Origin of the sequence: Campylobacter sputorum subsp. sputorum (assembly GCF_008245005.1) — a bacterium.
GTDB lineage: Bacteria > Campylobacterota > Campylobacteria > Campylobacterales > Campylobacteraceae > Campylobacter_F > Campylobacter_F sputorum.
Genome location: NZ_CP043427.1, coordinates 951,938 through 977,599, shown reverse-complemented (window position 1 = coordinate 977,599; position 25,662 = coordinate 951,938). Strand labels below are relative to the sequence as shown.

29 protein-coding genes and 1 tRNA gene are annotated in these 25,662 nt (G+C 28.6%); 11 read left to right on the top strand and 19 right to left on the bottom strand.

The window, feature by feature from the left end; all coding sequences use genetic code 11:
• Positions 1 to 17: 17 nt before the first annotated feature.
• From CSPT_RS04905 to CSPT_RS04870, 8 genes are all read left to right on the top strand, one after another.
• Positions 18 to 623: a hypothetical protein gene (locus CSPT_RS04905; RefSeq protein WP_089182579.1), complete on the top strand. Its 606-nt coding sequence runs from the start codon at positions 18 to 20 to the stop codon at positions 621 to 623.
• A gap of 55 nt (positions 624 to 678) precedes the next feature.
• Positions 679 to 996 carry a colicin E3/pyocin S6 family cytotoxin gene (locus CSPT_RS04900; RefSeq protein ID WP_235610044.1) on the top strand — a complete coding sequence of 106 codons (318 nt, stop codon included), beginning with the start codon at positions 679 to 681 and terminating at the stop codon, positions 994 to 996.
• Positions 989 to 1,297: a DUF6980 family protein gene (locus CSPT_RS04895; RefSeq protein ID WP_089182577.1), complete on the top strand. Its 309-nt coding sequence runs from the start codon at positions 989 to 991 to the stop codon at positions 1,295 to 1,297. Before CSPT_RS04900 ends, CSPT_RS04895 begins: the two co-directional genes overlap by 8 nt.
• A 71-nt stretch (positions 1,298 to 1,368) precedes the next feature.
• Positions 1,369 to 1,833 carry a hypothetical protein gene (locus CSPT_RS04890; protein ID WP_089182576.1) on the top strand — a complete coding sequence of 155 codons (465 nt, stop codon included), beginning with the start codon at positions 1,369 to 1,371 and terminating at the stop codon, positions 1,831 to 1,833.
• A gap of 162 nt (positions 1,834 to 1,995) precedes the next feature.
• The gene (locus tag CSPT_RS04885) at positions 1,996 to 2,316 is read left to right on the top strand and encodes a hypothetical protein (protein ID WP_089182575.1); all 321 of its coding nucleotides are present in this window, start codon (positions 1,996 to 1,998) and stop codon (positions 2,314 to 2,316) included.
• Between the two features lie 6 nt (positions 2,317 to 2,322).
• Positions 2,323 to 3,180, top strand: coding sequence for a hypothetical protein (locus CSPT_RS04880; RefSeq protein WP_089182574.1), 858 nt, complete (start codon positions 2,323 to 2,325; stop codon positions 3,178 to 3,180).
• 2 nt (positions 3,181 to 3,182) lie between these two features.
• Entirely contained in the window at positions 3,183 to 3,533 is a 351-nt protein-coding gene (locus CSPT_RS04875; protein ID WP_089182573.1) for a hypothetical protein, read from the top strand.
• Positions 3,523 to 3,723, top strand: a complete 201-nt coding sequence (locus CSPT_RS04870) for a hypothetical protein (RefSeq protein WP_089182572.1) — start codon at positions 3,523 to 3,525, stop codon at positions 3,721 to 3,723. The genes CSPT_RS04875 and CSPT_RS04870 overlap by 11 nt, the downstream gene beginning before the upstream one ends.
• Positions 3,724 to 3,956: 233 nt before the next feature.
• Here the strand turns inward: CSPT_RS04870 and CSPT_RS04865 are convergent.
• From CSPT_RS04865 to CSPT_RS04840, 6 genes are all read right to left on the bottom strand, one after another.
• Positions 3,957 to 4,033, bottom strand: a tRNA-Ile gene (locus tag CSPT_RS04865).
• 55 nt (positions 4,034 to 4,088) lie between these two features.
• The gene (locus tag CSPT_RS04860) at positions 4,089 to 4,748 is read right to left on the bottom strand and encodes a hypothetical protein (RefSeq protein WP_089182571.1); all 660 of its coding nucleotides are present in this window, start codon (positions 4,746 to 4,748) and stop codon (positions 4,089 to 4,091) included.
• A 146-nt stretch (positions 4,749 to 4,894) separates the two neighbouring features.
• Complete coding sequence (locus CSPT_RS04855; protein ID WP_033916649.1) at positions 4,895 to 5,128, bottom strand: hypothetical protein; 234 nt, start codon at positions 5,126 to 5,128, stop codon at positions 4,895 to 4,897.
• On the bottom strand, positions 5,125 to 6,150 hold the full coding sequence (locus CSPT_RS04850; protein ID WP_089182570.1) for a DHH family phosphoesterase: 1,026 nt from the start codon (positions 6,148 to 6,150) through the stop codon (positions 5,125 to 5,127). Before CSPT_RS04850 ends, CSPT_RS04855 begins: the two co-directional genes overlap by 4 nt.
• Positions 6,151 to 6,158: 8 nt before the next feature.
• Positions 6,159 to 8,258 (bottom strand): flagellar biosynthesis protein FlhA, encoded by a 2,100-nt coding sequence (gene flhA, locus CSPT_RS04845; RefSeq protein ID WP_235610098.1) that lies wholly within the window; start codon positions 8,256 to 8,258, stop codon positions 6,159 to 6,161.
• A gap of 69 nt (positions 8,259 to 8,327) precedes the next feature.
• The gene (locus tag CSPT_RS04840; protein WP_089182568.1) at positions 8,328 to 8,732 is read right to left on the bottom strand and encodes an Rrf2 family transcriptional regulator; all 405 of its coding nucleotides are present in this window, start codon (positions 8,730 to 8,732) and stop codon (positions 8,328 to 8,330) included.
• A gap of 147 nt (positions 8,733 to 8,879) precedes the next feature.
• Here CSPT_RS04840 and rpsO point away from each other — a divergent pair, with 147 nt between their 5' ends.
• Positions 8,880 to 9,152 (top strand): 30S ribosomal protein S15, encoded by a 273-nt coding sequence (gene rpsO / locus CSPT_RS04835; protein WP_089182567.1) that lies wholly within the window; start codon positions 8,880 to 8,882, stop codon positions 9,150 to 9,152.
• Between the two features lie 20 nt (positions 9,153 to 9,172).
• On the opposite strand, the gene pgeF is transcribed toward rpsO, so the two are convergent.
• From pgeF to CSPT_RS04770, 13 genes are all read right to left on the bottom strand, one after another.
• Entirely contained in the window at positions 9,173 to 9,847 is a 675-nt protein-coding gene (pgeF, locus tag CSPT_RS04830; protein WP_089182566.1) for a peptidoglycan editing factor PgeF, read from the bottom strand.
• Positions 9,847 to 10,455 (bottom strand): riboflavin synthase, encoded by a 609-nt coding sequence (ribE, locus tag CSPT_RS04825; RefSeq protein WP_089182565.1) that lies wholly within the window; start codon positions 10,453 to 10,455, stop codon positions 9,847 to 9,849. Before ribE ends, pgeF begins: the two co-directional genes overlap by 1 nt.
• A gap of 1 nt (position 10,456) precedes the next feature.
• On the bottom strand, positions 10,457 to 11,698 hold the full coding sequence (locus CSPT_RS04820; RefSeq protein WP_089182564.1) for a type II secretion system F family protein: 1,242 nt from the start codon (positions 11,696 to 11,698) through the stop codon (positions 10,457 to 10,459).
• Positions 11,695 to 13,434 (bottom strand): GspE/PulE family protein, encoded by a 1,740-nt coding sequence (locus CSPT_RS04815; RefSeq protein WP_089182563.1) that lies wholly within the window; start codon positions 13,432 to 13,434, stop codon positions 11,695 to 11,697. Before CSPT_RS04815 ends, CSPT_RS04820 begins: the two co-directional genes overlap by 4 nt.
• Positions 13,435 to 13,482: 48 nt before the next feature.
• A complete protein-coding gene (mshL, locus tag CSPT_RS04810) occupies positions 13,483 to 15,084 on the bottom strand; it encodes a pilus (MSHA type) biogenesis protein MshL (protein ID WP_089182562.1) in 1,602 nt (533 codons plus the stop codon).
• On the bottom strand, positions 15,062 to 15,496 hold the full coding sequence (locus CSPT_RS04805) for a hypothetical protein (protein WP_089182561.1): 435 nt from the start codon (positions 15,494 to 15,496) through the stop codon (positions 15,062 to 15,064). Before CSPT_RS04805 ends, mshL begins: the two co-directional genes overlap by 23 nt.
• 1 nt (position 15,497) lies before the next feature.
• Positions 15,498 to 16,145 carry a type 4a pilus biogenesis protein PilO gene (locus tag CSPT_RS04800; RefSeq protein ID WP_089182560.1) on the bottom strand — a complete coding sequence of 216 codons (648 nt, stop codon included), beginning with the start codon at positions 16,143 to 16,145 and terminating at the stop codon, positions 15,498 to 15,500.
• Entirely contained in the window at positions 16,142 to 17,656 is a 1,515-nt protein-coding gene (locus CSPT_RS04795) for a hypothetical protein (RefSeq protein WP_089182559.1), read from the bottom strand. Before CSPT_RS04795 ends, CSPT_RS04800 begins: the two co-directional genes overlap by 4 nt.
• An 83-nt stretch (positions 17,657 to 17,739) precedes the next feature.
• Positions 17,740 to 18,603 (bottom strand): GTPase Era, encoded by an 864-nt coding sequence (gene era / locus CSPT_RS04790; RefSeq protein WP_089182558.1) that lies wholly within the window; start codon positions 18,601 to 18,603, stop codon positions 17,740 to 17,742.
• Entirely contained in the window at positions 18,600 to 19,922 is a 1,323-nt protein-coding gene (gene hslU, locus CSPT_RS04785) for an ATP-dependent protease ATPase subunit HslU (protein WP_089182557.1), read from the bottom strand. Before hslU ends, era begins: the two co-directional genes overlap by 4 nt.
• The gene (gene hslV, locus CSPT_RS04780) at positions 19,922 to 20,467 is read right to left on the bottom strand and encodes an ATP-dependent protease subunit HslV (RefSeq protein ID WP_089182556.1); all 546 of its coding nucleotides are present in this window, start codon (positions 20,465 to 20,467) and stop codon (positions 19,922 to 19,924) included. The genes hslU and hslV overlap by 1 nt, the downstream gene beginning before the upstream one ends.
• Positions 20,468 to 20,914, bottom strand: a complete 447-nt coding sequence (gene rplI, locus CSPT_RS04775) for a 50S ribosomal protein L9 (RefSeq protein WP_089182555.1) — start codon at positions 20,912 to 20,914, stop codon at positions 20,468 to 20,470.
• A gap of 16 nt (positions 20,915 to 20,930) precedes the next feature.
• The gene (locus CSPT_RS04770; RefSeq protein WP_089182554.1) at positions 20,931 to 22,151 is read right to left on the bottom strand and encodes an argininosuccinate synthase; all 1,221 of its coding nucleotides are present in this window, start codon (positions 22,149 to 22,151) and stop codon (positions 20,931 to 20,933) included.
• Positions 22,152 to 22,343: 192 nt separating this feature from the next.
• On the opposite strand from CSPT_RS04770, the gene rpoD reads away from it, so the two are divergent.
• Both rpoD and CSPT_RS04760 read left to right on the top strand, forming a co-directional pair.
• Positions 22,344 to 24,224, top strand: coding sequence for an RNA polymerase sigma factor RpoD (rpoD, locus tag CSPT_RS04765; protein WP_089182553.1), 1,881 nt, complete (start codon positions 22,344 to 22,346; stop codon positions 24,222 to 24,224).
• Positions 24,225 to 24,242: 18 nt separating this feature from the next.
• Positions 24,243 to 25,622, top strand: a complete 1,380-nt coding sequence (locus CSPT_RS04760) for a sodium-dependent transporter (RefSeq protein WP_089182552.1) — start codon at positions 24,243 to 24,245, stop codon at positions 25,620 to 25,622.
• Positions 25,623 to 25,662: the final 40 nt, after the last annotated feature.

The window sequence follows — 25,662 nt, the reverse complement described above, 5'->3', positions numbered from 1 at the left end:
CGTTTAAGGGATTAATAATGAAAAATTTACCTTTATTAAAAATATTAGAAGATAGCAGTTTGATCGAAAATCATTTTCCGGAGTTACTTATGGATGATATTGATGAAGCACTTGAAAGTATGAGACTAAATTATAATCAGACTTTGCTTAGTAATTTTGAGATGATTTTAAGCAAAGATGATGAAAGAATTAAGCTCTTATCTGATAGATACTATATGAGCTTACAAGAGTGTAAATTTATAAATTTTATTGAGGAAGTTTTTTTGGATAATGATAAGAAGTGTATTATAAAAACTGATTTTTTCAACATGAATTATGATACTTTTTTATCATATCTAAATAGTGGTATAGATATAAAATTTCAGTATATTTTACTTCACCAATATATAAATTTTCATAATATAAAAAGTGAGTATTTTATGATAAAAGATGTTGAATTACTTAAACTTTTTATAACTTTTATATTAAAAGAGCAGTGGATTAGTCATTTTTTTATTTTTCCAAAAAATGAAATTTGTTTAATAAGCAATTATGACCAACTTTTTCCAATATTTTTTAAAAATAAATTTATAATAGAAAAATACAGCAAAATAGCCAAAAAATGTGGAGTATATTTAATATAAACAAAAAATTACGGTAGATAAAAATGAAAAAATCGTTGAATTTAATAATAGTGATTTGATAGGGTATAGAGGTGTTGTAAATGTAGGACCTATTACAACTGAAGGCGATGGAAGTAAAAAACTAAAAGCTGGAATTTATCATTATGAAACGCCGCCAAAAGATATAAACGATATATTCCCAAATGCAAAAAATGTTGGTAGTAAAAGTCAAAGAAAAAGATGGATTGATGAGAAAAATGGAAATATTTACGAATGGGACTATCAGCATGGAGATATAGAAATTTATAATAAACGCGGAATACATCAAGGCTCAATTAATCATAAAACAAAAAAAGAAAAACCAGCTGTGAAAGGAAGAAAAACTAATGTCTAAAATAAAACATTGTTGCCATAAAATGAGACAAGCTTTAAAATTTAATTGTGATATTCATAAAAATAAATATGAATGTCCAGATGCATTATTTTCATATTCGCCAAAATTTGACGAGTATGGCATTATTATTCATGATGGTGGAGAAAGCGAAATTTTAATAAAATTTTGCCCTTTTTGTGGTGCAAAACTCCCACCATCTAAGAGAAATAAATGGTTTAATTTAATGGATAGGCTTGGAGTTGATATCCATAATGATAAAATACCAAAAATTTACTTGGATTATGGTTGGTGGCTTAAGTAACAACAATAGAGTGTTTAAAAAAGGCTGGAATTATTTTGAGTGAGAAATCAAAGATGCGAAAGGAATTAAAGATGGAACAGAACTCAAATTCAAATAAATTACTCATTAATAGTAAAATGTTTAGTGATGAACAAATAGAAGAAATATATGATTGGGCTTTTTCAAATTGGGTAAGTTCTTTATATGGTTGGGGAAAAGAATTATTCGCTAAAGACCTAGGAAGAAAAATAACTTATGAAGAAGAAGCTGAGATATTTCTAGCTCTATTTAAAAGAATGATAGATGATGGACTTATTTTAGCTCATTCTCCTATAAAAGATGAACCTGAAAAAGAACTACAAGGAGATCAGTTTTGGGATGTATCATCTGATAAAATGATAGAGTATATAAGAAGTGAGTTTCCTTCAGATTTAAAATATCTAAATGGAGCGGATGATGAAAACGATGAGTGGGGTAAATCTGAATGGGGTAAATTTTGGTACGGAAATTGCCCACATATTCGCTGGGTAGATAAAGATACAGGACAAATTTATTAATAAATCATAGCTAAGTAAATTTAAAAAGATAACTATAAAAAGGTGGCTTTTTTGAGTTTAATAAAGGATATAAAAATTTTAAAGACCAATACATGGAGCTCCATATTTAAAACAACAATTGGAAGTAAAAAAGTACGCATACCACTTAAATAAAGGAAAATTATGAAAAAAGAACATTTAATAGAATTGTTAGCGTCTTCAATAGAAGGAGATGGAATTATATCTGTGGTTTTTAATTTTTTCCATAATGAGTGGAAATATTCATTAGATGAATTAAACGAAATAATAAATTTTGGCATCAAAAATTGGGATTTAGTTATAGAAAATGTAAAAGACACAACTATACACTATGATACGATAGATTGGCGTTTAGACAATGTTTATCAAGAAATTGTAATGGTAGATATCTATAAATATATGCCACTACTATTTTCAGAAAATCCAGTTGTTCCTAAAGAGTATGAAAAATTTATAACGGAATAAATAGTGATGCTTAAATTTTTAAATTTAATCTTTCTAGCTACATTGTTATTATCATCAAATTTACTACTAACTGAAGCTATAATAGATGAAGATAAAGGAGCCAATAAAGGATATAACTTAGCTACTTCATCTGAAGTTTATAATAGACAACTTCATAAAGATGAAGAAGAATTTTTAAACAAGCATAGTAAAGAGTTTAAATCATATTATGAAACACAAACTGGAAAAACATTAACAGACAGCGAAGCTAAAAGCTTACTATTTCTATCTGGTAGATATATTGTAGATGCAAAAGAAAATGGTACATTTAATATATTAAATTTCTTTGGTAAAACAGACTTTAGCAAAGATGAACTAAACACAGGAATAAACTTTATATATCAAAAGTCACAAGGATTAAAATTCATAGACCATTACAAAGAAAACTTTACACCAACTAATTTCTTTAGTGTAACAGATGAACAATTTTATAATCACAGCTACAATCCAAACACTCCACAAGGTTTAAGTGATATGAGTTTTATGTTTATACCTATGGGGAAAACTGGTAAATTTAACAAAAATATTGAAGTAAATATTATAACAGACAACAAAGCTAAAAAAATATTTGGAACACGAGAAGGGCATATTATAGACACACCACAAAATAGAGAACTTTTGATAAATGTTGCAAATGATACAAAATTAGTTTTAGGTAAAGATAAATTTGGCAATACATGGAGTGCAAAACTTTTAGATAACGGAGAGCAGGTTTGGACGCAAACTAGAAATGGACAAATTATCAACGGCGGAATAAATAAAACACCAAAAAATTTTAATTCAGAAACTGGTCTATCATCGCCAATAAGACCGAATTGGAAATAAATATGAAAAAATATTTAACTATAAATGAAGCATATATTTACTCATATAAATTTTTAAGTGATTTGTATTTTCAGAATTTAGATGATGATTTGGGTGGATTTTTAGGTGGAATGTCGCCAGAAATTTGGATTGGTGAAAACGCTGGTGATGAAGATTTATATAATCAATGGATTATAAGTGCTAGTAAAATTTCAAATTCTACAAAACTTACCTTAAAAGAAAGTTTTTTAATAATGATAAAATTTTTAAATATTCAATATGAATTATTTGATGAAATATGGGCTAAGAATTTATCTAATGAAATTGCAAGTAATAAAAAATATTTTAAAAAATGGATAAAATTTGAAGTATAAATTTCTAAGACAAAATATCTCAAACATATTTAAATTTATACTTATTTTATCATTAAGTATAAACCCATTACTAGCAAATTTATATTTACCAGCAAACCATAACTATCTAGATACCAAAATAACCTCCAAAGGCTTTTTATCTAAAAAAACAACATATACTCAAAATGCAAGATGTGTTTATGGAATTTAACAAACAGAGACGATAATCCCAAAATAGTTATAGACTGGGTTATATTATCGGTAAAGAGTATTGTAAAGATAAAAAAGCTTGGATTTTATCTTTTTAGGAATTTTACTTGAAAATATTATTATTTTAATTTTAGCTACTCTATTTATACAAGATAACTTAAAAAATATTCAAATGCTATCCCAAACCATAATTAATCTTTAAAAGATAGACAAGTAGCTAAGAAAAAAATAAAGTGGTGGGTTCAGTAGGACTCGAACCTACGACCATCCGGTTATGAGCCGGATGCTCTAACCAACTGAGCTATGAACCCAATCAAAATAAGGATATAATCCTACATAATTTTAGCTTTAAAATAGCTAAAATTATCATAAATGTTGTTTTAGTTTGTGATATTGAATTAATCCTATAACAAGTAAAAGCGGAAGTAGTGCCTCTCCACCTTCTTCTATCAGCGATAACAAAATTCTAGTATTTTCTTCTAAATAATAACCTGTAGATTTGTGGTAATTACTAGGAAAACGATCTGCAATTTTTGATATAATGCCAATTCCACCAAACATAGCTATGGTCCAATATAAAGTATCAAATTTAAAAAAGCCTTTTATTATTTTTACCAAATATTTTTTTAAGAGGTATATTATAACTGATAGTAATATAATGATTAAACAAAATGATAAAATTTTTTCAATTATAGGATTGTTTGGATTTGTAAAAAATCTTATTTTAAATGCCGTTGTATCAGTAGAAGTTAAGTAGTGTTGTATACCCATCTCTCTTAAAAGAGCACAGGTCAATAAAAATACATAACAATAAAAATCAATTAAATGATCGTTAAAATCTTTTTTATAATAAAAAATAGCAAAAAACGCAATCACATAACAAACATATGTTATATAATCAAGGCCACCGCCCTCATCATAAAAAAATAATATATCTGATGATAAAATGCTTAATATAAACATAGATATCAAAAAAATAATCATAAAAATTGGAGCAAAAAACGGACTTAAAAAAAATTTTTTCATAAATAAATACTTGAATCTAAGACTATCTTTAGTGACAAGTTATACGCTCTAACCAACTGAGCTATGAACCCACTTAGTAAATTAGAAAATGTATTTTATATAAAAGTAATTTAAATTTAGCTTTAATAATAAAAATATTATTAAATTTATAAAAATAGTTTTGGATTTTCTTTTTTTATATATTCTATAACTTCTATAATCTCATCAACGCCCTCGGCTTTGCTGTCTTTTAAAATATCATCGATATTTTCAACATAAATTTTAACTGCTTCTTGAAGATTATCTTTTTTTACTCCAGCATAATACAAAAGCCCTTCTAGTAAAACACTAATTTCATACATTAGTTCATCTTGCGAAATTTCCGTATCTTGATTTTTCATTTTTCTTCCTTATTTTGAGTAGTTTTTTTAAAAATGTGATCTTTTATTTGATTTTTTATATTTTCATAATCAAAACTATCTTTAAAAGCTGCAAATAAACCACCGCTTGCATTTTTATGACCACCTCCGTTAAAAAGTTCAGCCGCCATTGCACTTACATCTATTTTGTTATTTGCTCTTAGACTTATTGTTTTTTTAGAGCTTACATCCATAAAAAAATCAAATTCAGGATTTGCTACTAAAAAGTCATTTCCTATCACAGAAGTATTTCCGATATTATGCGTTAATATGCCTTTAAATTCTCTGTAATTTATACTAAATTTATCCTTTTGGTTTGAGAGATTTTTTACTATGAAATTTGAAATCATATTGCTAAGAGTATCGTTTGTTTTGTCAAAAAAATACTCTTTTTTTATTTTGTGTGTATCATCATCTAAATTTATATGTGCATTTTGTGACCACATATATTCATTTGCCTTTTGTAGTAAGAAAAATATATATTCATTTGATTTGTCTTGAAACATAACTTTATTTATCTCTTTTGAATTTGCTACAAGGTTTAAACATACTTTTCCAAACTCAAAATATTTATCATCTTTTAACCATATATCAACTGCATTTACCATTTTACAATACTCGTGTAAGTTTTCTTTTTGTCCATACATAGATGCAAAAAAATCATATGTTATAAGCGTTGCACATCTGGAGTTGTCAAGATAATACCACTTAAATTTCTGTGAGCATTCTAAACCGCTTTGATGGTGATCTAGTAAAAAAAGCTTTGCATTTTTATCTTTTATTAAATTTTCAAAATCTTCGCATTGTTTAAGCGTTAAATTTAAATCAGTGATTAAAATTATAGATTTTTCATCATCAAGCAAATTTACTATTTGATTAAATTTTTCATCTATTTCTTTTCCATAATTTGAGTTAAAAAATGTAATATCATTAAAGTAAGCTTTTGTTACAATTTGTGCTGAGTATCCATCTAAATCTGTATGTGAGAGGTGAAAAAATTTCATTATCATCCTTATAAGTTTTCTATATTTATCACGCCAAGAGTTTCAAAAGGTGTATTTGGCGAAATTTCGGCAAAGCTAAGCACAACTATATCTATGCCAAACTGAGAGCAGATATCTGAGATAAATTTTCTTATAGAAGATTCTACACAAAGCACCATATTGTTTTGCGTTATAGGTTTTTTATCTCTTTGATCTCTAAGGGCTGTTACTACGGCACTAGTTTGTGCTACATTTAACATTAGATTATAGCTTCCATCTTTTAACTGAAGAGCATCTATAAGTTTTTGTTGATCTGCAGAGTTTAGTATGTAGAAATTTAGCTGTCCGTTTTCATCGCTATACATTGATGTTATAACTCTTGAAAGAGATTTTCTAACATATTCTATTAGCATATCAAGGTTTTTAGTGTATTCTGCCATATCTCCGATAGCTTCAAGTATGCTTAACATATCTTTTATAGGAATATTATCTTTTAAAAGAGATTTTAGGATTTTTTGTATCAGTCCGACACTTGCAACCCTTAGCGTATCATCTACAAGAACTGGATAATCTTCTTTTAATTTATCTAGGATATTTTGAGTTTCTTGCCTTGTTAAAAGCTCAGATGCGTTTTGTCTTACAAGTTCGCTCATATGTGTTGATATAACTGCTGCTGGTTCTATTGGTATATAGCCTTTTACCATTGCATCTTCTTTAGCACTAGCATCTATCCAAAGTGCGTCATATCCAAAAGCTGGTTCTTTTGTAGGAATCCCTTCTATCTCCTCGCTTACCATCCCATCACTCATTGCCATAAATTTATCAGGATAAACTTCGCTACTTCCTATAACTATACCTTTTAATTTAAAATTATAAACATTTGGCGGAAGTTGCAAATTATCTCTGATACGTATTTTTGGCATCAAAAATCCAAGATCATTTGCTATATTTCTTCTCATAGATCTAATTCTTTCTATAAGATCGCTATCTGCTAATTTAAGTAGTCCATACCCCAAATCAAGTTCTAAAATTTCTAATTTTAGTATATCGTTTATGCGTTTTTCTTCCTCTTTTGCTATCTCTTCTTCGCTTTTTTTAGGCGGTTTTGTAGCTGCTGCGTCTTGTTGTTGTGCTTTTTGCTTCATTTCTTCTTTTTTCTTAGGTGTTAGCAAAAGTGGAGCTTCGCCTTTTGATCTTCTCATCAAATATCCCATTCCAAGGAAAATACACCCAATGAAGCCCAAAGAAAATGTTGGAAGTCCTGGGACTAGTGCAAAAATGACTAGTATAAAGCCAACTATAAACATAGTTCTATACTCGCCAAGAAGTTGTTTTAAAACACCTTCTGCAAAGTTATCATCATCTTTGCTAGCTCTTGTTATAATAATAGCAGTAGCTGTTGAAGTGATAAGACCAGGAATTTGACTTACTAGCCCATCTCCTATCGTTAGTATAGTATATGTTGATGCAGCATCAGCCATAGTTAAGTCATGTTGAAAAGTTCCTATCAAAAAACCACCAACTATATTTACTATAGTGATGATAATACCAGCAACTGCATCGCCTTTTATAAATTTACTAGAACCATCCATTGCTCCATAAAAGTTTGCTTCTCCAATAATTTCTTGCCTTCTTTTTCTAGCTGTTTGTTCGTCGATCAAACCGGCATTTAGATCTGCATCTATTGCCATCTGTTTTCCTGGCATTGCATCAAGTGTAAATCTTGCTTGAACTTCACTAACTCTAGTTGATCCTTTTGTTACAACCATAAAATTTATAAGCACAAGTATCGTAAAAACTATGATACCAATTACATAATTTCCACCAACTACAAATTGCCCAAAACTTGAGATAATCTCACTTACGGCATCTGGACCATGATGACCCTTGCTTAATATCATTCTAGTTGTAGCGATATTTAAAGAAAGTCTAAAAAGAGTGATAAGTAAAATTAGTGTTGGAAATGTAGTAAGATCAGTTGGTTTTGGTATATAAATCGAAATAAGTATAATCAAAACTGATAAAGATATGGAAAGTGCTAAGAAAAAATCAAGCACCATGCTTGGAAGCGGAACTATGATGATTGCTATAATCGATATGATTAAAGCAACTATAGAAAGGCTTTTCATCTTTACAATCGGCTCTAAAAAAGGAGCTATTAGAGTTATTATATTATTTTTTGATTTAGCCAAATTTATCTACTTTTGCATAATATCTTTTAATGTTATTTTTTTTAAAAAATCATCTACAATGTTTTGAAGTTTGCTAAAAATAGGCCAAATAGTGCAAATATCACCATTTTGATTATGACAATTTTCTATATCTCCAGAACATTCAAAAACATTTGTAGGGCGTTTTTCCGCATACTCTATAATACTTGCTATCGTTATTTGTTTTGGATCTTTAGCTAACAAAAAACCGCCATTTATTCCACGAGTAGATTTTAAAACACCATTTTTTGCAAGATTTTGTAAAATTTTTGCTAAAAAACTTTTTGATATATTTAATTCTTTTGATATATTTTCTACATCTTTTGGATTATTTGATTTTGCAAGTAAAATCAAAGATAAAAGTGCATATTCGCTAGCCTTTGTAAAAAGCATGATACTCCTTTGAAATCTTCAAGGAAGTATTTTAGCTTGTTTTTACTATAATTTATATTAAACGGCTCTGTATTTTACATAATTCAGCATAATTTTAAGTTCTTTAGGTATAATCAAAGTTTAATTTTACCAATCAGGAGGTCTAAAATGGCTTTGGATTCGGCTACAAAAGCAGAAATAGTTGCAAAATTTGCTAGAAAAAGTGGTGATACAGGTTCACCAGAAGTTCAAATCGCACTTCTTACAAAAAGGATAAGCGATTTAACTGAGCATTTGAAAATTTATAAAAAAGATTTCAGTTCTCGCCTTGGTCTTTTAAAAATGGTAGGACAAAGAAAGCGTCTTATGAAATATTTTAAAGGCAAAGATTATAATGCTTATATTAAACTTATTGAAGAATTAGGTTTAAAAGACAAATAATTTTCCCCGTTTTTACGGGGTTATTTTATATAAATATATCCACAAAATCTTCCTGTTATTTTATCTCTTCTATATGAAAAATAGTTTTTATCGCAATGTGTGCAAATCTCACTTATCGTGTAATCTTTTAGTCCGATTTCGTTTATCTCACTAAGCAGTGCTTTGTTCATATAAAAATTTCCATCTTTTTTAAATTTATTAAATTTTTCAAGATTTAAATTTCCTATCTCATAACATTTTCCTTGAATGTGCGGACCAACTATTAGTTTTAAATCATCTATTTTGCATTCAAATTTAGCTATCATTTTTTGAATTACTTTTGTTAGTAAATTTGCACAAATTCCAGCTCTTCCTAAATGCACGGCTGATATAATTTGTTTTGATTTATCAAATAGTAGCACCGGCATACAATCTGCTACCATAACACATAAAACTACATTTTTTAAATTTGTGATTATTGCATCGCAAGTTGGAGTTGGGTAGGGGATTTTATCTATGATGCAAATATTATCTGAATGAATTTGATCCATAAATACCAAATTTTCACTTTTAAAACCTAATTTATTTGCAAAAATTTTTCTATTTTGTATAACTAAATTTTCATCATCATTTACATGTAGTCCTAAATTTAAACTACTATAATTTCTATTTGATACACCGCCTTTAGTATCGCTAAAGCCGTAAAATACACTCATTAATAAATACTCATTATTTTATCTATATCATCCCAAGTAGCGGTATTTTTATTAGATATTATTTTATAAATATATCTTGCAAACATATCAGTTTCTATATTTACTTTTCTACCGATACTAAAAGTGCCAAAGAGAGTGTCTCTCATAGTTATTGGTATTACGCATATTCTTATTGAATCTTGCATAGTTTGAGCTATGGTAAGGCTAACTCCGTCTATGGCTATACTTCCTTGTGAAGAGGTAAATTTCATAAGTTCTTGTGGAAGTTTTATAAAAAAATCTGTTCCATTTGAGTTTTTATTGATAGCATAAATTTCTCCAATGCCATCTATATGACCTTGTAATAAATGTCCGTCAATACTATCTCCAAGCTTCATTGCCGGTTCTAAATGAACTTTGTCTTTGTAATTTTGCAAGGCTAACATTTTTTTACTTTGTGAGCTTATTTCTACACTAAATCCGTCATTAGATACTTTCACAACACTAAGGCAAGCCCCGTTTATAGATATACTATCTCCCAAATTTGGTTTTAAATTTGATTTTACATCTAATATATCGCCGTTAAAACTTGTAACTTTGCCTATTTCTCTTATTAATCCATTAAACATCTTAGCTTCTTACGGCTGATCCAAGATCCCACATAGGCATAAAAATTCCAAGTGCAAGCAATACAACCATAGCAGCTATCGCAAGTATTAATATCGGCTCTATATAGCTTGATATATTTTCTATAATATCATCAAATTTAGTTTTATAATAAGCTGTTACTTTTTCCATCATTCCTTCTAAATTACCGCCTAATTCACCAGCTTTTATCATTTGAACTAACATACTTTCATAAAGTTCTGTCTCTTTTATACTTTGAGTAAAATTCTTTCCATTTTGTATAGATGTGCTAACAGAAGATAGTTTTTTGTTTATATAAAAATTTGGAATAGTCATAGTAGCTGTATTTAGTGCTTTAGATATAGGAATACCAGCATTAATAAGCTCTCCAAAAATCAAGTTAAATCTATACATGCTAGAATAAAATAGTATATTTTTAATAAGATAAACTTTATTTATTATAAATGTATCAAAATATGCTCTAAATTTATCGTTTGTTTTGTATTGGTGTTTTGCAAATACAAAAGCCAAAAATAATGCAGCAAGTATGAAAATACCATAATTACTAAGGACATATTCAATTTTTAAAAGAAGTATGGTTGGAAGTGGTAAATTTGCACCAAGTTCGTCAAATATAGCTTTAAATTTTGGAACTATTACTAACATTAAAAAAGTAAAAGCTCCGGCTATAGCAATTATAACAATAGTAGGGTATCTTAAAGCCTTTTTGACATTTTGTTTATTTTTCCAAACATCATCTAGTATATTTGCTAGATTATTTAAAGATTCTGCTAATTTACCAGTATTTTCTCCAAGTCTTATCATAGCAATAACTATATCTCCAACTTGATCTTTGTATTTTTCCATGGAATCTGCAAAATTCTGTCCATTATCTAGCATTTCATTAACAGATGCAAAAATATTTTTTAATTTTTTATCTTCACTAGAAGCTACTATTTCTTTTATTGAGTCTGTGATAGGAATACCAGCATTTATCATAACGGCTAATTGTCTTATAGATGCAATCAAATTTGGTGTTTTTACCTTTGATCCTGATATAAAATTAAGTATTTTATCTTTGCCTTCTTCAAATTGAACGGATAATGAAGTTGATTTTATTTCGCCTATTTTTGTTATAGTTCCACTTTTTTTGGCTATATTTATAGCTTGAGCTCTATTTTCTGCACTTAGTTTTATCTTATTTTTTTTATTGTTTTTAATGTATTCTACTTCATATATTTTCATGTTTTAGCAACCCTTAAAATTTCTTCGTATGTTGTTATTCCTTTAGCTGCTCTTAAAATTCCATCGTGGAACATATCTATAAATCCTTCTTCGTATGCTATATGCTTTAAATCATCTTTTGAAGCATTTGATGCAATCAAACTAGACATTTTATCGCTTATCGGTAAAATTTCGCTTATCATTTCTCTTCCAAGATACCCTGTTTGTGAACAGTGTTCGCAACCTATATTTTTATAAAATTGATAATTTTGTGGAAGGTATTTTTCTATAGATTTTAATGTAGTATCTGGTAAATTTATAGGTTGTTTGCAATGAGGACATAATTTTCTAACAAGCCTTTGAGCTTCTATGCCTATTATGGATCCACTTATCAAATAAGGCTCTATCCCCATATCTATAACTCTTGGAATAGCAGATATTGCATCATTTGTGTGTAATGTGGAAAAAACTAAATGCCCTGTTAGTGCTGATTGTATAGCTATCCTAAGTGTTTCTTGATCTCTAATCTCGCCTATCATTATGATATCTGGATCTTGTCTTAATATCGATCTTAAAGCCGAAGCAAAAGATAGTCCAACTTTTTCATTTACATGAACTTGTTGAATCATATTTAGCTGGTATTCAACTGGATCTTCGACCGTGATTATTTTTGTTGTTATGCTTTTTAAGTCATTTAGTGCAGCGTATAATGTAGTTGTTTTACCGCTACCAGTTGGTCCAGTTACAAGTATAATGCCATAAGGCGATTTCATAGCATTATTAAATTTGGATAAATTTTGAGGATGCATTCCTAGATTATCTAGACTAATTATAACTTTTGATTTATCAAGTATCCTTAAAACTATACTTTCACCATTTAAAACAGGCAAAGTTGAGATACGAAAATCATACTCTTTGTCTAAAATTTGGGCTGAAAATCTGCCATCTTGCGGTTTTCTTCTTTCTGCTATATCCATGTTTGAAAGTAGTTTCATGCGAGATACCATAGGTGGATAAATATCTTTATCAAATATAAAAAGTTCTGTTAGCATTCCATCTATACGGCTTCTTACTATACAATTTGTTTCTGTTGGCTCTATATGTATATCGCTTGCTCTTGATGTTATTGATGTTTTTAAAATAATTTCAATCAGTCTTAATATACCACTAGCATTTGTGCTATCATCATTTGCAGAACTTGAGATTTCTTTTCTTATTTCGTTTATAATACCTTTTATATTTTCATTTAATTCTGCTTTGTTTAAATATTTATCTATTTGTGTTGGATCTGCTACTACTATTTTAAGTAGTTTTCTGTTGAAAAGATGTTGTATCGCATCTTGTGAATTTATATCAAAAGGGTTTTTAAAAGCAACATAGACATTTATTTCATCTTCTTTTATTGGCATGGCACCAAATTTTTTTAGCTGAGATAAATTTGTTTTTTCTGATATTCTATAGTCTATATCAATGCTATCTAGATTATAAAAAGTAAATTTAAATCTATTTGAGACTATTTTTAAAAATTCTTTTATATCTTGAGTAAAATCATTACCGATATTACCTATGTCTATTCTTTGTCTTCTGTATAGTTCAACTAAAACATTTATAAAATCGTCTTTGCTTATATATTCGGTTATAATATGCTCAAAATTATCACTGTTTTCTAGTTTGACAAAAATTTCTTCTTGCTGAGATTGCGAGATTTTTTCATCTTTTATAAGTTGATTTATAAGTGTTTGATAACTCTCTTTCATTTAAAGCCTCCTAAATATAAAGCTATAATGAATTATAGCTTTATATAATTACTGATTGATTAAAGATTTGGAAAAACCTAATTCCCTTACTGTTTCTTGAACTGGAGTGCTTGTAGTTTCTATGATTCTTGGTGTAACTAAAAATATTAACTCAGTTGTGCTAACTTTATCTCTTGTACTACTAAAAAGATTTCCTATATATGGCAAATCACCCAAAAAAGGAACTTTTGTGTTATCTTTACCTTTTGTTTCTCCTATAAGACCGCCTATGATAACTGTATCGCCGTTATTTACTTGAACTACAGTAGAAAGTTTTTTTTGCAATGTATCAGGAGCTATAACTCTAGGTTCTAAATTTCCTTGATATGCGTTGTCTTGGTCGTATTTAAAGTTACTTAAAGATGGGTTGATTCTAAGCATTATTTTATTATCATCACTAATAGAAGGTAAGATATTTAATAAAATTCCTATAAAAACAGAATACTGTTTCCAAGTAAAATTAGTTCTTCCTCCTATAGTATTATCGTTTGTTGATTCTTCTTGAACTCTATAATTTATATTATCTCCAACTGTTATCAAAGCTTGTTGGTTATTTAGAGTCATAACTTTTGGACTAGATACTACTTTTGTTCTCCCTTTTGTTTCTAGGAAATTTAAAACGCCATCAAGGTTAAAATTTACATTTGCGCCTATTCGCCAAGCACCATTTGATTGGCTAGATTTTAGACCAAGAAATGTGTCCCACGCCCAAGTTCCAGCTTCGCTTAATATACCATTGTCATATTTTGGACCTTTTGTTATAACTGGTCTTTCATTTCTATTTCCCCAAGTGTATCCGCTTGGTTTTGTTGGGTCATTTCCTAAATATGAATTAAATCCTATTTGGAATTTACTCCAATCAACTCCTTTTTTATACTCATTTTCTAGCTCAACAGATATAATATTAACATCCAATATGACTTGTTTTTTAAGTCTTTGCTGCATAAGTTTTATATACTTTTCTATTCTATCTAGTTGAGACTTTGTACCAGTTACGGTTATGAGTCCTGCATTTTGATTTACAATAGGCATTGGTGCTTTTATACTTTCTGATCCATTATTTAAAACAGCTAAAAGCTCAGCTTGTAAATTTGCCCAAAAATCAAATTTTTCTGTTGTTTTTATAGAGTTATCTAGGTTTTCCAAGTTATTATTACTGCTATTATTGACTTTATCTTCTTCTCCAACTTCAACCGGAGCTGAGTCAACAGAAGCTTTTATAACAGCAGTTCCTTCTCTTATTGAAGTAATGTAGTCTATTTTGAATGTTTTTGTATCTAGTGATGAAATTTTTAAAATATTTTTATCAAAATTATAATTAATATTTTTTTCTGCAAGAAGTAAATTAAAAATTTGATCTAGTTTTAAATTTTTTATATTTATACCAGAAACTTCATTATTTAGCAACATAGTTGCATTCTGGTCTTTTGTGATTATACTAAAATTACACATATCTGAAAACTGGTTTAAAATTTCATTTAATGTTACTTTTTTGCTTACTTTTAGGTTAAAAAGCCTGTTTTCGCAATTTGCATATAATGAAGTTGTCATAAATAAAACGCAAACTATATATATCAATTTATTTTTTTTAATTATGTGAGATAATGACATTCTCGTTTCCTTTTACTAAATTTAAAATTAAAGTTTCACTATTTTTAGTGAGTTTGACACTATTTTTTAGTATAGCATTTAATTTGTATCCTCTAACATCATCGCCAACGCTATACCAAGTATTATTTATTTTTGCTCTGTTGTTTAATATAGCATACAAAGCGTATTCTGGCTCTTGCTCTACATTTACGGATGGTTGATCATAAGTAGTTATGGGTGTATTTTTTATACTTATAAATGGATCTACGGACTTGCTTAGCTCTTCATTACTAAGGCCTTTTCTAGCCTTATCTAAAGAGTTGAAAAGCCCCTCGTAATGCTTTATCATATCTGATATTTGATCGTTTTGAGCACCAAATGAAAAAGATAAACCAAGGATTAAAAATATAAAAATATTTACTATTTTTTTCATGTTAATATTTTACTCCCCATACAGAAATATCTATTTTGCCGCTAAGATTGTTTTGTGTGGCTACTATATCCATTTTATGAATATCTACTATAAGTTTTGATTCTTCTATGGAATTTATAAACTCTAAAATATTATCAAATTTACCTTCTAAATCTATGCTTATATTTAAAGCTTGTTCTATTTTTTGTGGAGTTAGCATTTTAAATTCATTTTTTATTTTTTGTATTTTTATGCTGTTTTCATTTGCTAAATTTGTAATTGTGTTTAAAAATATAGTCCAATTTTGTTCATTAAATAGTAAATAAGATAACTTTGTTAATTTATCGTCAAAATATTTGTTTGCATCTTTTATGCTTTGTAAATTTTGTTTTGAGTTATTAAGAGCCGATATTTTTTGATTTACTAAAAAATTATCATCATTATTTTGAGAAACACTTTTTAGATATTGGTTTGTATTTGTTAGGTTTTTGTATGTAGCATTATAGTTTTTTTGAGCATCTTCTATCTCATAAATAGAAGAGTCAAAAAGCAATATGTAAAAAATAAAAGCAACAATTAAAAAAACTCCCATAAATATCAAAGAAGTTTCATTTTTTGTTTTTAGAGAAAAATAGTCATCAATCTTATCTATATATGATATTTTATTCACTGATTTATCCTTATAGTAACATTGCTTTCATATGTTCTTGTATCGTTTTCATCTAATGCAATTTGTTTTGTAGATACTGAATATGATTTTGTTTTGCTTATTTCTTTTATAAGCTCTGTTAATTTCGTATCGCTATCGCTTCTTATAGTAACTGTTAGATTGTTATCTGTATTTTTTATCTGATAGACTTTTGTATTGTATTTGTTGATAAGTATTGATAGATTGTGTAATGCAATACTTTTCATAGGATAATTTTCTTTTTTATTATATAGTTCGTTTAGTAGCTTTTTTCTAAATTCTAGCTTTTCGTTTTCTGCTTGTATTATTTTATCAACATCGTCTTGCTCTTTTGCAATTGCGGCTAGTTGTATTTCTATCTGTCTTTTTTTAGCATCTTTGATCAAAAGCTCTTCTTTCATATATTTTGTTTGTAAATTTAAGACAAAAGCACTTATATAATTATAAACAGGAACACCAGTAGAAAGTAAAATGGCTACTAATATCGTTAATATAAGCTTTCCTGAGTCTCTTTGAAAAAGAGGCGGTGGTCTTAAAAATGTCGAGAAGTTAAACTCATCATCCTTATGTTCGATGTAGTCTTGTGCTGTTAAAAACATAAGATTATGAAAAATGTTTAATTTTAATGTTTTTGAATTTATTGTTATATCAAAAGAAAAATCATTAGTTTTTATTTCTGTTATATTTTCTACCAATTCGTTAAATTTCGGTATATTTCCTATATCTGTGTATATATAGATATTGTTAATAGAGATATTTTGCATTCTAGATATATTTTTTGTGAGATCTGACATATAATAAATCATATCTTCAAAAATTTGATGTAAATTTTCATCACTATTATTTAGTCCATCTTGCATAAGAGTTTGAAAAAATGATTCTTCATTAATTCTGCTTGCATTTAATTCTGCATATTTTTCGCTTAAATATCTTAAAGAATATCTAAAAGATCTAGAGTGAATATATTCTGCGTTGTTATATATAGTTAAAAAAGCTTCGTTTTTCATCATAACTATAAAACAATCACAACTGCTACTTGGCAAAATATTTTTAGTATATAAGGATTTTACTAAAAGTGGTGCATATGCGATATAATCTATATATTTCTTTTTATCAACAATCTTTGAAAATATAGTATTTAGTTTTGAGTTTTCTATGACAAATATATTAAAAATTCTAACATCTTGACTGTTTGTATTTAAAACTTCCGTATAGGAAATTTTATACTCTTCGTTTGGATCTAAATTCTGTTCTTCATATGCTTTTATAGTTATAGTGTTTGCTATGTCTTCTTCTGGAGTAGAACTTGGAATTTCTATGATAGTGTTTGCTTTTGCTTCGTTATAGGGTAAATAAGATATATAAAAGTCATTTTTTTCGGGCGGCTGCAACAAGTCATGCATGCTAGCTCTGTTTTCTTTAAAACTAAACGCAGTATTTTCTGCAACATCAATAGTTATTATATGTTTATTTGTGTTTTCTTTTTTTAGCATTATTCCAAACTTTATTTTTATTAACTTTCTATGATATTATATCAAAAAAAAATAAAACTTAACATATAAAAATAAAAATTTAACTATATTAAATTTTTTATTAAATTTATATTTTTTGTCCAGTTTTTTATTATATGTATATTTAAATTTATAAATACTTTTTTTTGTAAAAAGTTAGATATTGTCTTTCTTGATGTTATTCCTATGCGCTTTGAAGTTTCGCCATTTTTACCGATTAATATGGATTTATGACTTTTTGTATCAGTATATATGGTGGCATAAATTTCAATTATATCGTTTTTTTCTATAATCTTATCAATCTTCACATCACTACCATAAGGCACTTCATCGCTTACATTTTCATACACAGCTTCTAAGATAAGATCTCTTATAATATCTTTTTGGTTATTTGTGCTGATTATTTGCGGATCATAGTAGTATTCATGAGTTGGCAAAAATTTACATATCTCATCTAGTATCAATTTTTTAAAAATTTGTTTTTTTGTATTAATCGGGATTAGGGATAAAAATTCATTTTGGTATTTTTGATACTCTGTTATTTTTTGTAATATCTTTTTATCATTGGCTTCATCTATTTTGGTTAATACTAATATATGCGGATTTTTTCGCTCAAGTGATAAAAACTTTTCATAGTTTTGCAATGAATCATGAATGCATGCAAGAAATAGTATCAAATCACAATCACCTATCATTTTTTTAGCTTCATCTATCATAAAAGAATTTAGCGTTTTGTTGCTTTCATGAAGTCCTGGAGTATCTGTGAAAATAATCTGGTTATTTTCATGCATTACAATTCCGCTTATTTTGCGTCTTGTTGCATTTATTTTATGAGAAACCATAGCTATTTTCTCGTTTAAAAGATAGTTAAGCAGGCTACTTTTACCGGAATTTGTTCTGCCAACTAAGCTTACAAAGCCGCTTTTCAAAGTATATACCTTGCCAAATCTTCATTTTCACAAATATCTTGCAGTTTTTCTTCTACCATTTCTTTTGTTATGATAACTGATTTTCCTTTGTATTCATCGGCTTCAAAGCTTATATCCTCAAGAACTTTTTCTATAACAGTATGTAGCCTTCTTGCACCAATATCTTCTATTTTGTTATTTGCATTTGCTGCTATTTTTGCTATAGCTTTTATGGCATCATCGTCAAATTTAAGCTCAACATCTTCTGTTTTTAATAGCGAAATGTATTGTTTTAAAAGAGAATTTTTTGGTTTTGTTAATATATCATAAAGTGCGTCTTCGTCCAAACTATCAAGTTCTACTCTAAGCGGAAATCTGCCTTGAAGTTCGGGTATCAAATCACTTGGTTTGCTTATATGAAATGCTCCAGCAGCTATAAAAAGTATATGATCTGTGTTTAAAATACCAAATTTAGTATTTACACTAGAGCCTTCAACTATAGGTAGTAAATCTCTTTGAACGCCTTCTTTACTTGGATCTTGACGATTTGAATTTGAGCTTGAAACTGCTACTTTATCTATCTCATCTATAAAGATAATACCTTCGTTTGCTGCTCTTTTTATAGCTTCTATTTTTATGCTTTCCATATCTAGTATTTTATCACTAGCTTCGTTTTTAAGTGCTATTTTAGCATCCTTTACTTTCATATCTTTTTTAACTTTTTTACTGCTTATTCCTATAACTTTTATAAAATTTTCTTGTATTGATGCCATTTCTGGCGGAAGAGACGCATCTGGTTGAACTGTGCTTTCACTAACCTCTATTTCGATATCTAAATCATCGAGTTTTCCGTTTTTAAATTTTTCAAGCATTTTATCATAGCTTATTTTATAATCATTTTGTTTTTCTTCGCTAGCTCCTTTTGGAAGTGGGGGAAGAAGTTTTTCTATGATTTTATTTTCTATATATTCACTTATCTTATCGGCATTTTTTTCTATGTGTTCATGTTTTACTAAATTTACTGCTGCGGCTGCTAAATCCCTTACCATGGATTCTACATCTCTACCTACAAAGCCAACTTCAGTGTATTTACTAGCTTCTATTTTTATAAAAGGTAGTGCAAGCATTTTTGATAATCTTCTTGCAATTTCAGTTTTTCCTACTCCGGTTGAGCCTATCATAAGTATGTTTTTTGGGATTATATCATCTTGAAGTTCTTTTGGAAGTTGCATTCTTCTATATCTATTTCTAAGTGCAACTGCTATGGTTTTTTTCGCATTTTTTTGTCCGATTATGTATTGATCCAAAAACTCAACAGTTTGCTTTGGCGTGTAAATCATTATTTTTCATCCTTGATTGTAAAAGTTTTTATGTTATTGTTTGTATAAATGCAAATTTCTCCAGCTATTTTTAAACTCTCTTTTACAAGCTCTTCCTCATCTAAATTTGCAAATTTATCTAGTGCTCTAGCTGCTGAGAGTGCATAATTTCCACCGCTTCCTATAGCTGCTAATTTCTCATCATCAGGAACTACAACATCTCCGTTTCCGCTTAGTAAAAATATGTTTTTTCTATCAACTACAAGCATCATAGCTTCTAGTTTTCTAAGATATTTATCTTTTCTCCACTCTTTACTAAAATTTATTACAGCTTTTTCAAGTTCGCCTTTTGCTGAGTCTAAGCATTGTTCAAACATATCAAAAAGATTAAATGCATCAGCAGTGCTTCCAGCAAACCCAGCAAGAACGCTTTTGTTTTTGCCTATTTGCCTTATTTTTGTTGCACTACCTTTTAAAACCGTATTTCCAAAAGTAACTTGCCCATCTCCTCCAACAACAGAGCAATTTTTACCTTTATAAGCAAGTATTGTTGTAGCGTGAAACACCTATTCGCCCTCCACATTGACTTTTAAATTTGCACTTATAGAATTACCTAATTTTACTTTTATATCATAAATCCCAGTGCTTTTTATATGTTCACTTATATCAAAACTTTTTTTATCTATTTTGTATTTGTGCTGTTCATCAAGTGCATTTGCTATCTCATCTTTTGTAACAGAGCCAAATAAAGACCCATTTTCTCCAATAGGTTTTTTTATAGTTAGCGTGATTTTTTCAATCTCATTTTTTAGTTTATTAGCACTTTCAATCTCGTATCTTAATTCTTCGGCTTTTCTTTTTTGATCGGCTTCATATTTTCTTAAAACCTCTGTGGTTGCAGCCTTTGCAAAACCTTTTGCTATCAAAAAATTATTACCATATCCATCTTTTACTTCTTTTATTTCTCCTGCTTTTCCAAGAGATTTCACATCTTTTATCAGTAAAACTTTCATAAAATAATCCTTTTTGTTAAATTTTTCTTCCGTTTTTTCCAGCTATTATAAATCTTAAAGCGTTTAATTTTATAAATCCATTTGCATCTTTTTGATCAAAAACAACATCTTCTTCAAAAGTTGAAAATTCTGTATTAAACAAGCTATCATTTTTACTTTCTCTGCCTATTATGGTAACATTTCCTTTATATAATTCAAGTTTTACGACACCATTTACATGTTTTTGACTTTCGTTTATAAGTGCTTGAAGCATTTTTCTTTCTGGTGAAAACCAATAACCATTATAGATAAGTTCTGCATATTTTGGCATTATTTCGTCTTTTAAATGTGCAGCACCGCTGTCTAAAGTAAGACTTTCAATAGCTCTGTGAGCTTTTAGCATAATTGTGCCACCTGGTGTTTCATAGCAGCCTCTTGATTTCATACCAACATATCTATTTTCAACTAAATCAAGTCTGCCAATTCCATGTTTAGCACCAAGTTCGTTTAATGTTTCTAAAATTTCATGTGCTTTCATTTTTTTGCCATTGATCGCAATAGGATCGCCATTTTCATACTCTATAGTTATAGTTTCACTTTCATTTGGAGCATCTTTTGGACTATTTGTCCATCTCCACATATCATTTTCTGGTTTTGCAGCAGGATCTTCTAAAACAAGACCTTCATAAGATATGTGAAGTAAATTTGCATCCATTGAATATGGAGATTTTCCTGGTTTTTTGCTTATATCTATGCCATTTTTTTGTGCATAATCAAGAAGTTTTTCACGACTATTTAAATCCCATTCTCTCCATGGAGCAATTATTTTGATATCTGGATTTAGTGCATACGCACCAAGTTCAAATCTAACTTGATCATTTCCTTTTCCGGTTGCACCATGGCTGATCGCATCGGCTCCTGTTTTTTTTGCTATTTCTATTAGTTTTTTTGTGATAAGAGGTCTAGCAATTGATGTTCCAAGTAAGTATTCGCCCTCATAAACTGTATTTGCTCTAAACATCGGAAATACATACTCTTTTGCAAATTCTTCCCTTAAATCTTCTACAAAAATATTTTCATGTTTTATACCAAGTTTCATAGCTTTATTTTTTACAGGCTCTAAATCCTCTTTTTGTCCGATGTCTGCTGTAAAAGTAACAACTTCGCATCCATAATTATCGCCTAGCCATTTTAAAATAATGCTAGTATCAAGTCCGCCAGAATAAGCTAAAACTACTTTTTTAATATTTTTTGACATGAAAAACCCCTTGAAATAATTTATAATGAAGTAGTATTTTATCTAAAATATATTAAATTTATTTTTAACTTAACATCGCATAAATATTGTTTTTATTTTAGTTTGATTAAAATTTTTAGTCGTTTTAATGTAATATTTATTAAATTTTGTATAAAATATTAGATTTTAATTCTTGCATAGGAGAGAATATTCATGAGTGCTATAAAAGAACTGAATTCACAGTTAGAAGAGTTATTTAAAGAAAATGAAAAAGAAGGGTATATAACATTTGAGAAATTAATTAGACTTTTTGATAAAGCACCAAATATGAGCATTGCAAAAAAAATAGAATCTTTGAGTAAAACTTATAAAGTAAAACTTATAAGTGCAGCTCAAGTTGCAAAAATGAAAAATTTAGAAGATGCTAAAAAAGCAGAAGCACAAAGACAAAAGATTCAAAGTGAAAGTTTGGAAGAGGAATTTAATCTATCAAATGAAAATGATCTTTTGGAATGGAGTAGATCGGATAGCCCTGTTAGAATGTATCTTCGCGAAATGGGTCAAATTTCACTTCTTAGTAAAGATGAAGAGATAGAAATAAGCAAAAAAATAGAACTTGGAGAAGATATAATCATAGATGCATTTTGTTCTGTTCCTTTTTTGATAGATTTTATTTTAGAGTATAAAGATCCTCTCATTAATAGAGAAAGAAGAGTAAAAGAGCTTTTTAAAAGTTTTGATAATGATAAAATAGGCGAAGATGATGACGAAGAAGATGTTATAGATGACGAAGATGATGAAGAATTTGATAGTGATGACGAAGAAGGTGTAAAAAAAGAACTTCCTAAAAAATTTGATAAAAGGGCTTTGAAAGTAACAGAGAGCTTTAAAGCACTTGAAAAAGCTAAAAAAGATTGGCTAAAAATAATTGCAAAACAAGAAAAAACAGTAGAAGAAGCTGATGATTTATTATCAAAACTTTCAATTAGCTTTAAAAAGAAAATTTTAAAAGAAAAACTTATGGATTTAGGCCCTACAAGTAAGCTTATAACAGAGATTGTAAAATCTATGGAAACAGCTTTAAAGAGTGATGATGAGTTTGATAAAGAGTTAAAAAGACTTGAATACAAACTTCCTATGTTTAGTGCAGAACTCAAAAAAAATCATAAATCAATACTAAAAGATATCACTAAACTTTCAAAAGAAGATATAGCTGCTAGAGTTCCAGAAACTACAATGGTTTCAACTTATGTTGAGATAAAAAAACTTTTTTTAACAAAAGAGGCTAGCAAACAAGGTTTTAACCTAGATCCAAAACTTCTTAAAGAAATTTTAGAACAGATAAAACGAGGTAAAAATATATCAGATGAAGCAAAAGGAAGAATGGCTAGGTCAAATTTGCGTCTTGTTGTAAGTATAGCAAAAAGATATACAAACCGCGGTCTTCCGTTTCTTGACCTCATACAAGAGGGAAATATCGGTCTTATGAAAGCTGTTGATAAATTTGAATACAAAAAGGGTTATAAATTTTCAACTTATGCTACTTGGTGGATAAGACAAGCGATTTCTAGGGCAATTGCGGATCAAGCAAGAACTATAAGAATTCCTATACATATGATAGAAACTATAAATCGCATAAATAAAATAAATAGAAAATACCTACAAGAAACAGGCAAAGAGCCAGATGTTCAAACTATAGCCAAAGAAGTTGGACTTAGTGTTGATAAAGTAAAACAAGTTATAAAAATCACAAAAGAACCAATAAGCTTAGAAGCACCAATCGGAAATGAAGATGATGGTAAATTTGGGGATTTTGTAGAAGATAGAGGCTCACTTTCGCCTATGGAAGAGATTTTAAAGGGCGATTTGCAAGAACAAATTGATGAAGTTTTAGATCAATTAAATGATAGAGAAAGATCTGTTATTAGAATGCGTTTTGGACTTATGGAAGATGAGAGTGATAGAACTCTTGAGGAAATAGGCAAAGAGCTTAATGTAACAAGAGAGCGTGTTAGGCAGATAGAAAGTTCAGCCATAAAAAAACTAAAACATCCAAAAGTTGGTAGAAAACTTAAAAACTACATGGAAAGCTAATTATTTAAAAGCAATGATATGAAACATAGACAAACTTGGAGTTCTCAATTTACTTATATTCTAGCAGTTGCTGGTGCAACTGTTGGTTTTGGTTGTACTTGGCGTTTTCCATACCTTACAGGATTAAATGGTGGTGGAGCTTATGTGCTAGTTTTTTGTATAGCAATGATTTTAATCGGTATCCCAATGATACTTGTTGAAAATGCCATAGGTAGAAGACTTCGTGTAAATGCAGTTGATGCTTTTGGCGGTCAAGCAAATGGTAAAAATATATCTAAGCTCTGGAAGATAGCTGGATATATGGGTTTGCTTGGTGCATTTGGAATTATGGCTTACTATATGGTTATAGGTGGTTGGGTTTTAGAGTATATTTATTCTATAATTTTTGGAGACTTTAATCTATCAAATGGAGTTATTAGCAAAGAGCTAACCATAGATTTTTATGAAAAAAATATAGTTAGCAATCCATTTGCCATAACTATATCTACTACTATTTTTGTTTTGATAAACTTTTTTATACTTAAATTTGGAGCTGTAAGAGGTATAGAAAATGCGGCAAAAATTCTTATGCCAATTCTGTTTTTGCTTATGATTGTTATGGTTTTAAGAAATATAACTTTAGATGGTGCGATGGATGGCATTAAATTTTATTTAACACCTGATTTTTCAAAAATCACATTAAAACTTTTTGTGGATGTTTTAGGTCAGGTATTTTTCGCACTTTCTTTAGGTTTTGGTGTTATGATAACAATGTCTAGCTATCTAAAAAAAGACATAGATCTTATAAAAACATCTGTAGCAACAGGTATTTTAAATACAGTTATAGCAGTTGTTGCTGGTTTTATGATATTTCCGTCTTTATTTAGTTTTGGGCTTTCGCCTGATAGTGGACCAAGTTTGGTTTTCAAAAGTTTGCCTATTGTGTTTTCAAATATGATTTTTAGTAATTTCTTTGCTGTTGCATTTTTTTCACTTTTAATGATAGCAGCACTTACTACATCTTTGCCTATTTATGAGGTTTTGATTACTTCTATTTGTGAAAAAACAAAAATTTCAAGAAATAACTCTATTGCTTTAGTTTTGGGCGGAATTTTTGTATTTGGAAATTTGCCATCATTAATGGCTACAAATATTTTAGATGATATAAGTATATTTGGAAAAAATATATTTGACGCGTTTGATACCATAAGTGCGACGATATTTTTTATTTTAACATCTCTTTTGTGTGCCATTTTTGTTGGTTGGGTTTTAAAAGATGAGGCTAAAGCAGAAGTTTTGCTTGGTACAAAATTTAGCTTAAGAGTTGTTAATATTTGGTTTTTTTATATTAAATTTATTATACCTATTTTGATAATTATTGTATTTTTTAGCAGTTTTTATGATAACTTTTTAAAATGATTTTAAAACTATTTATCAAATTTAGATAGGATTGCCTAAA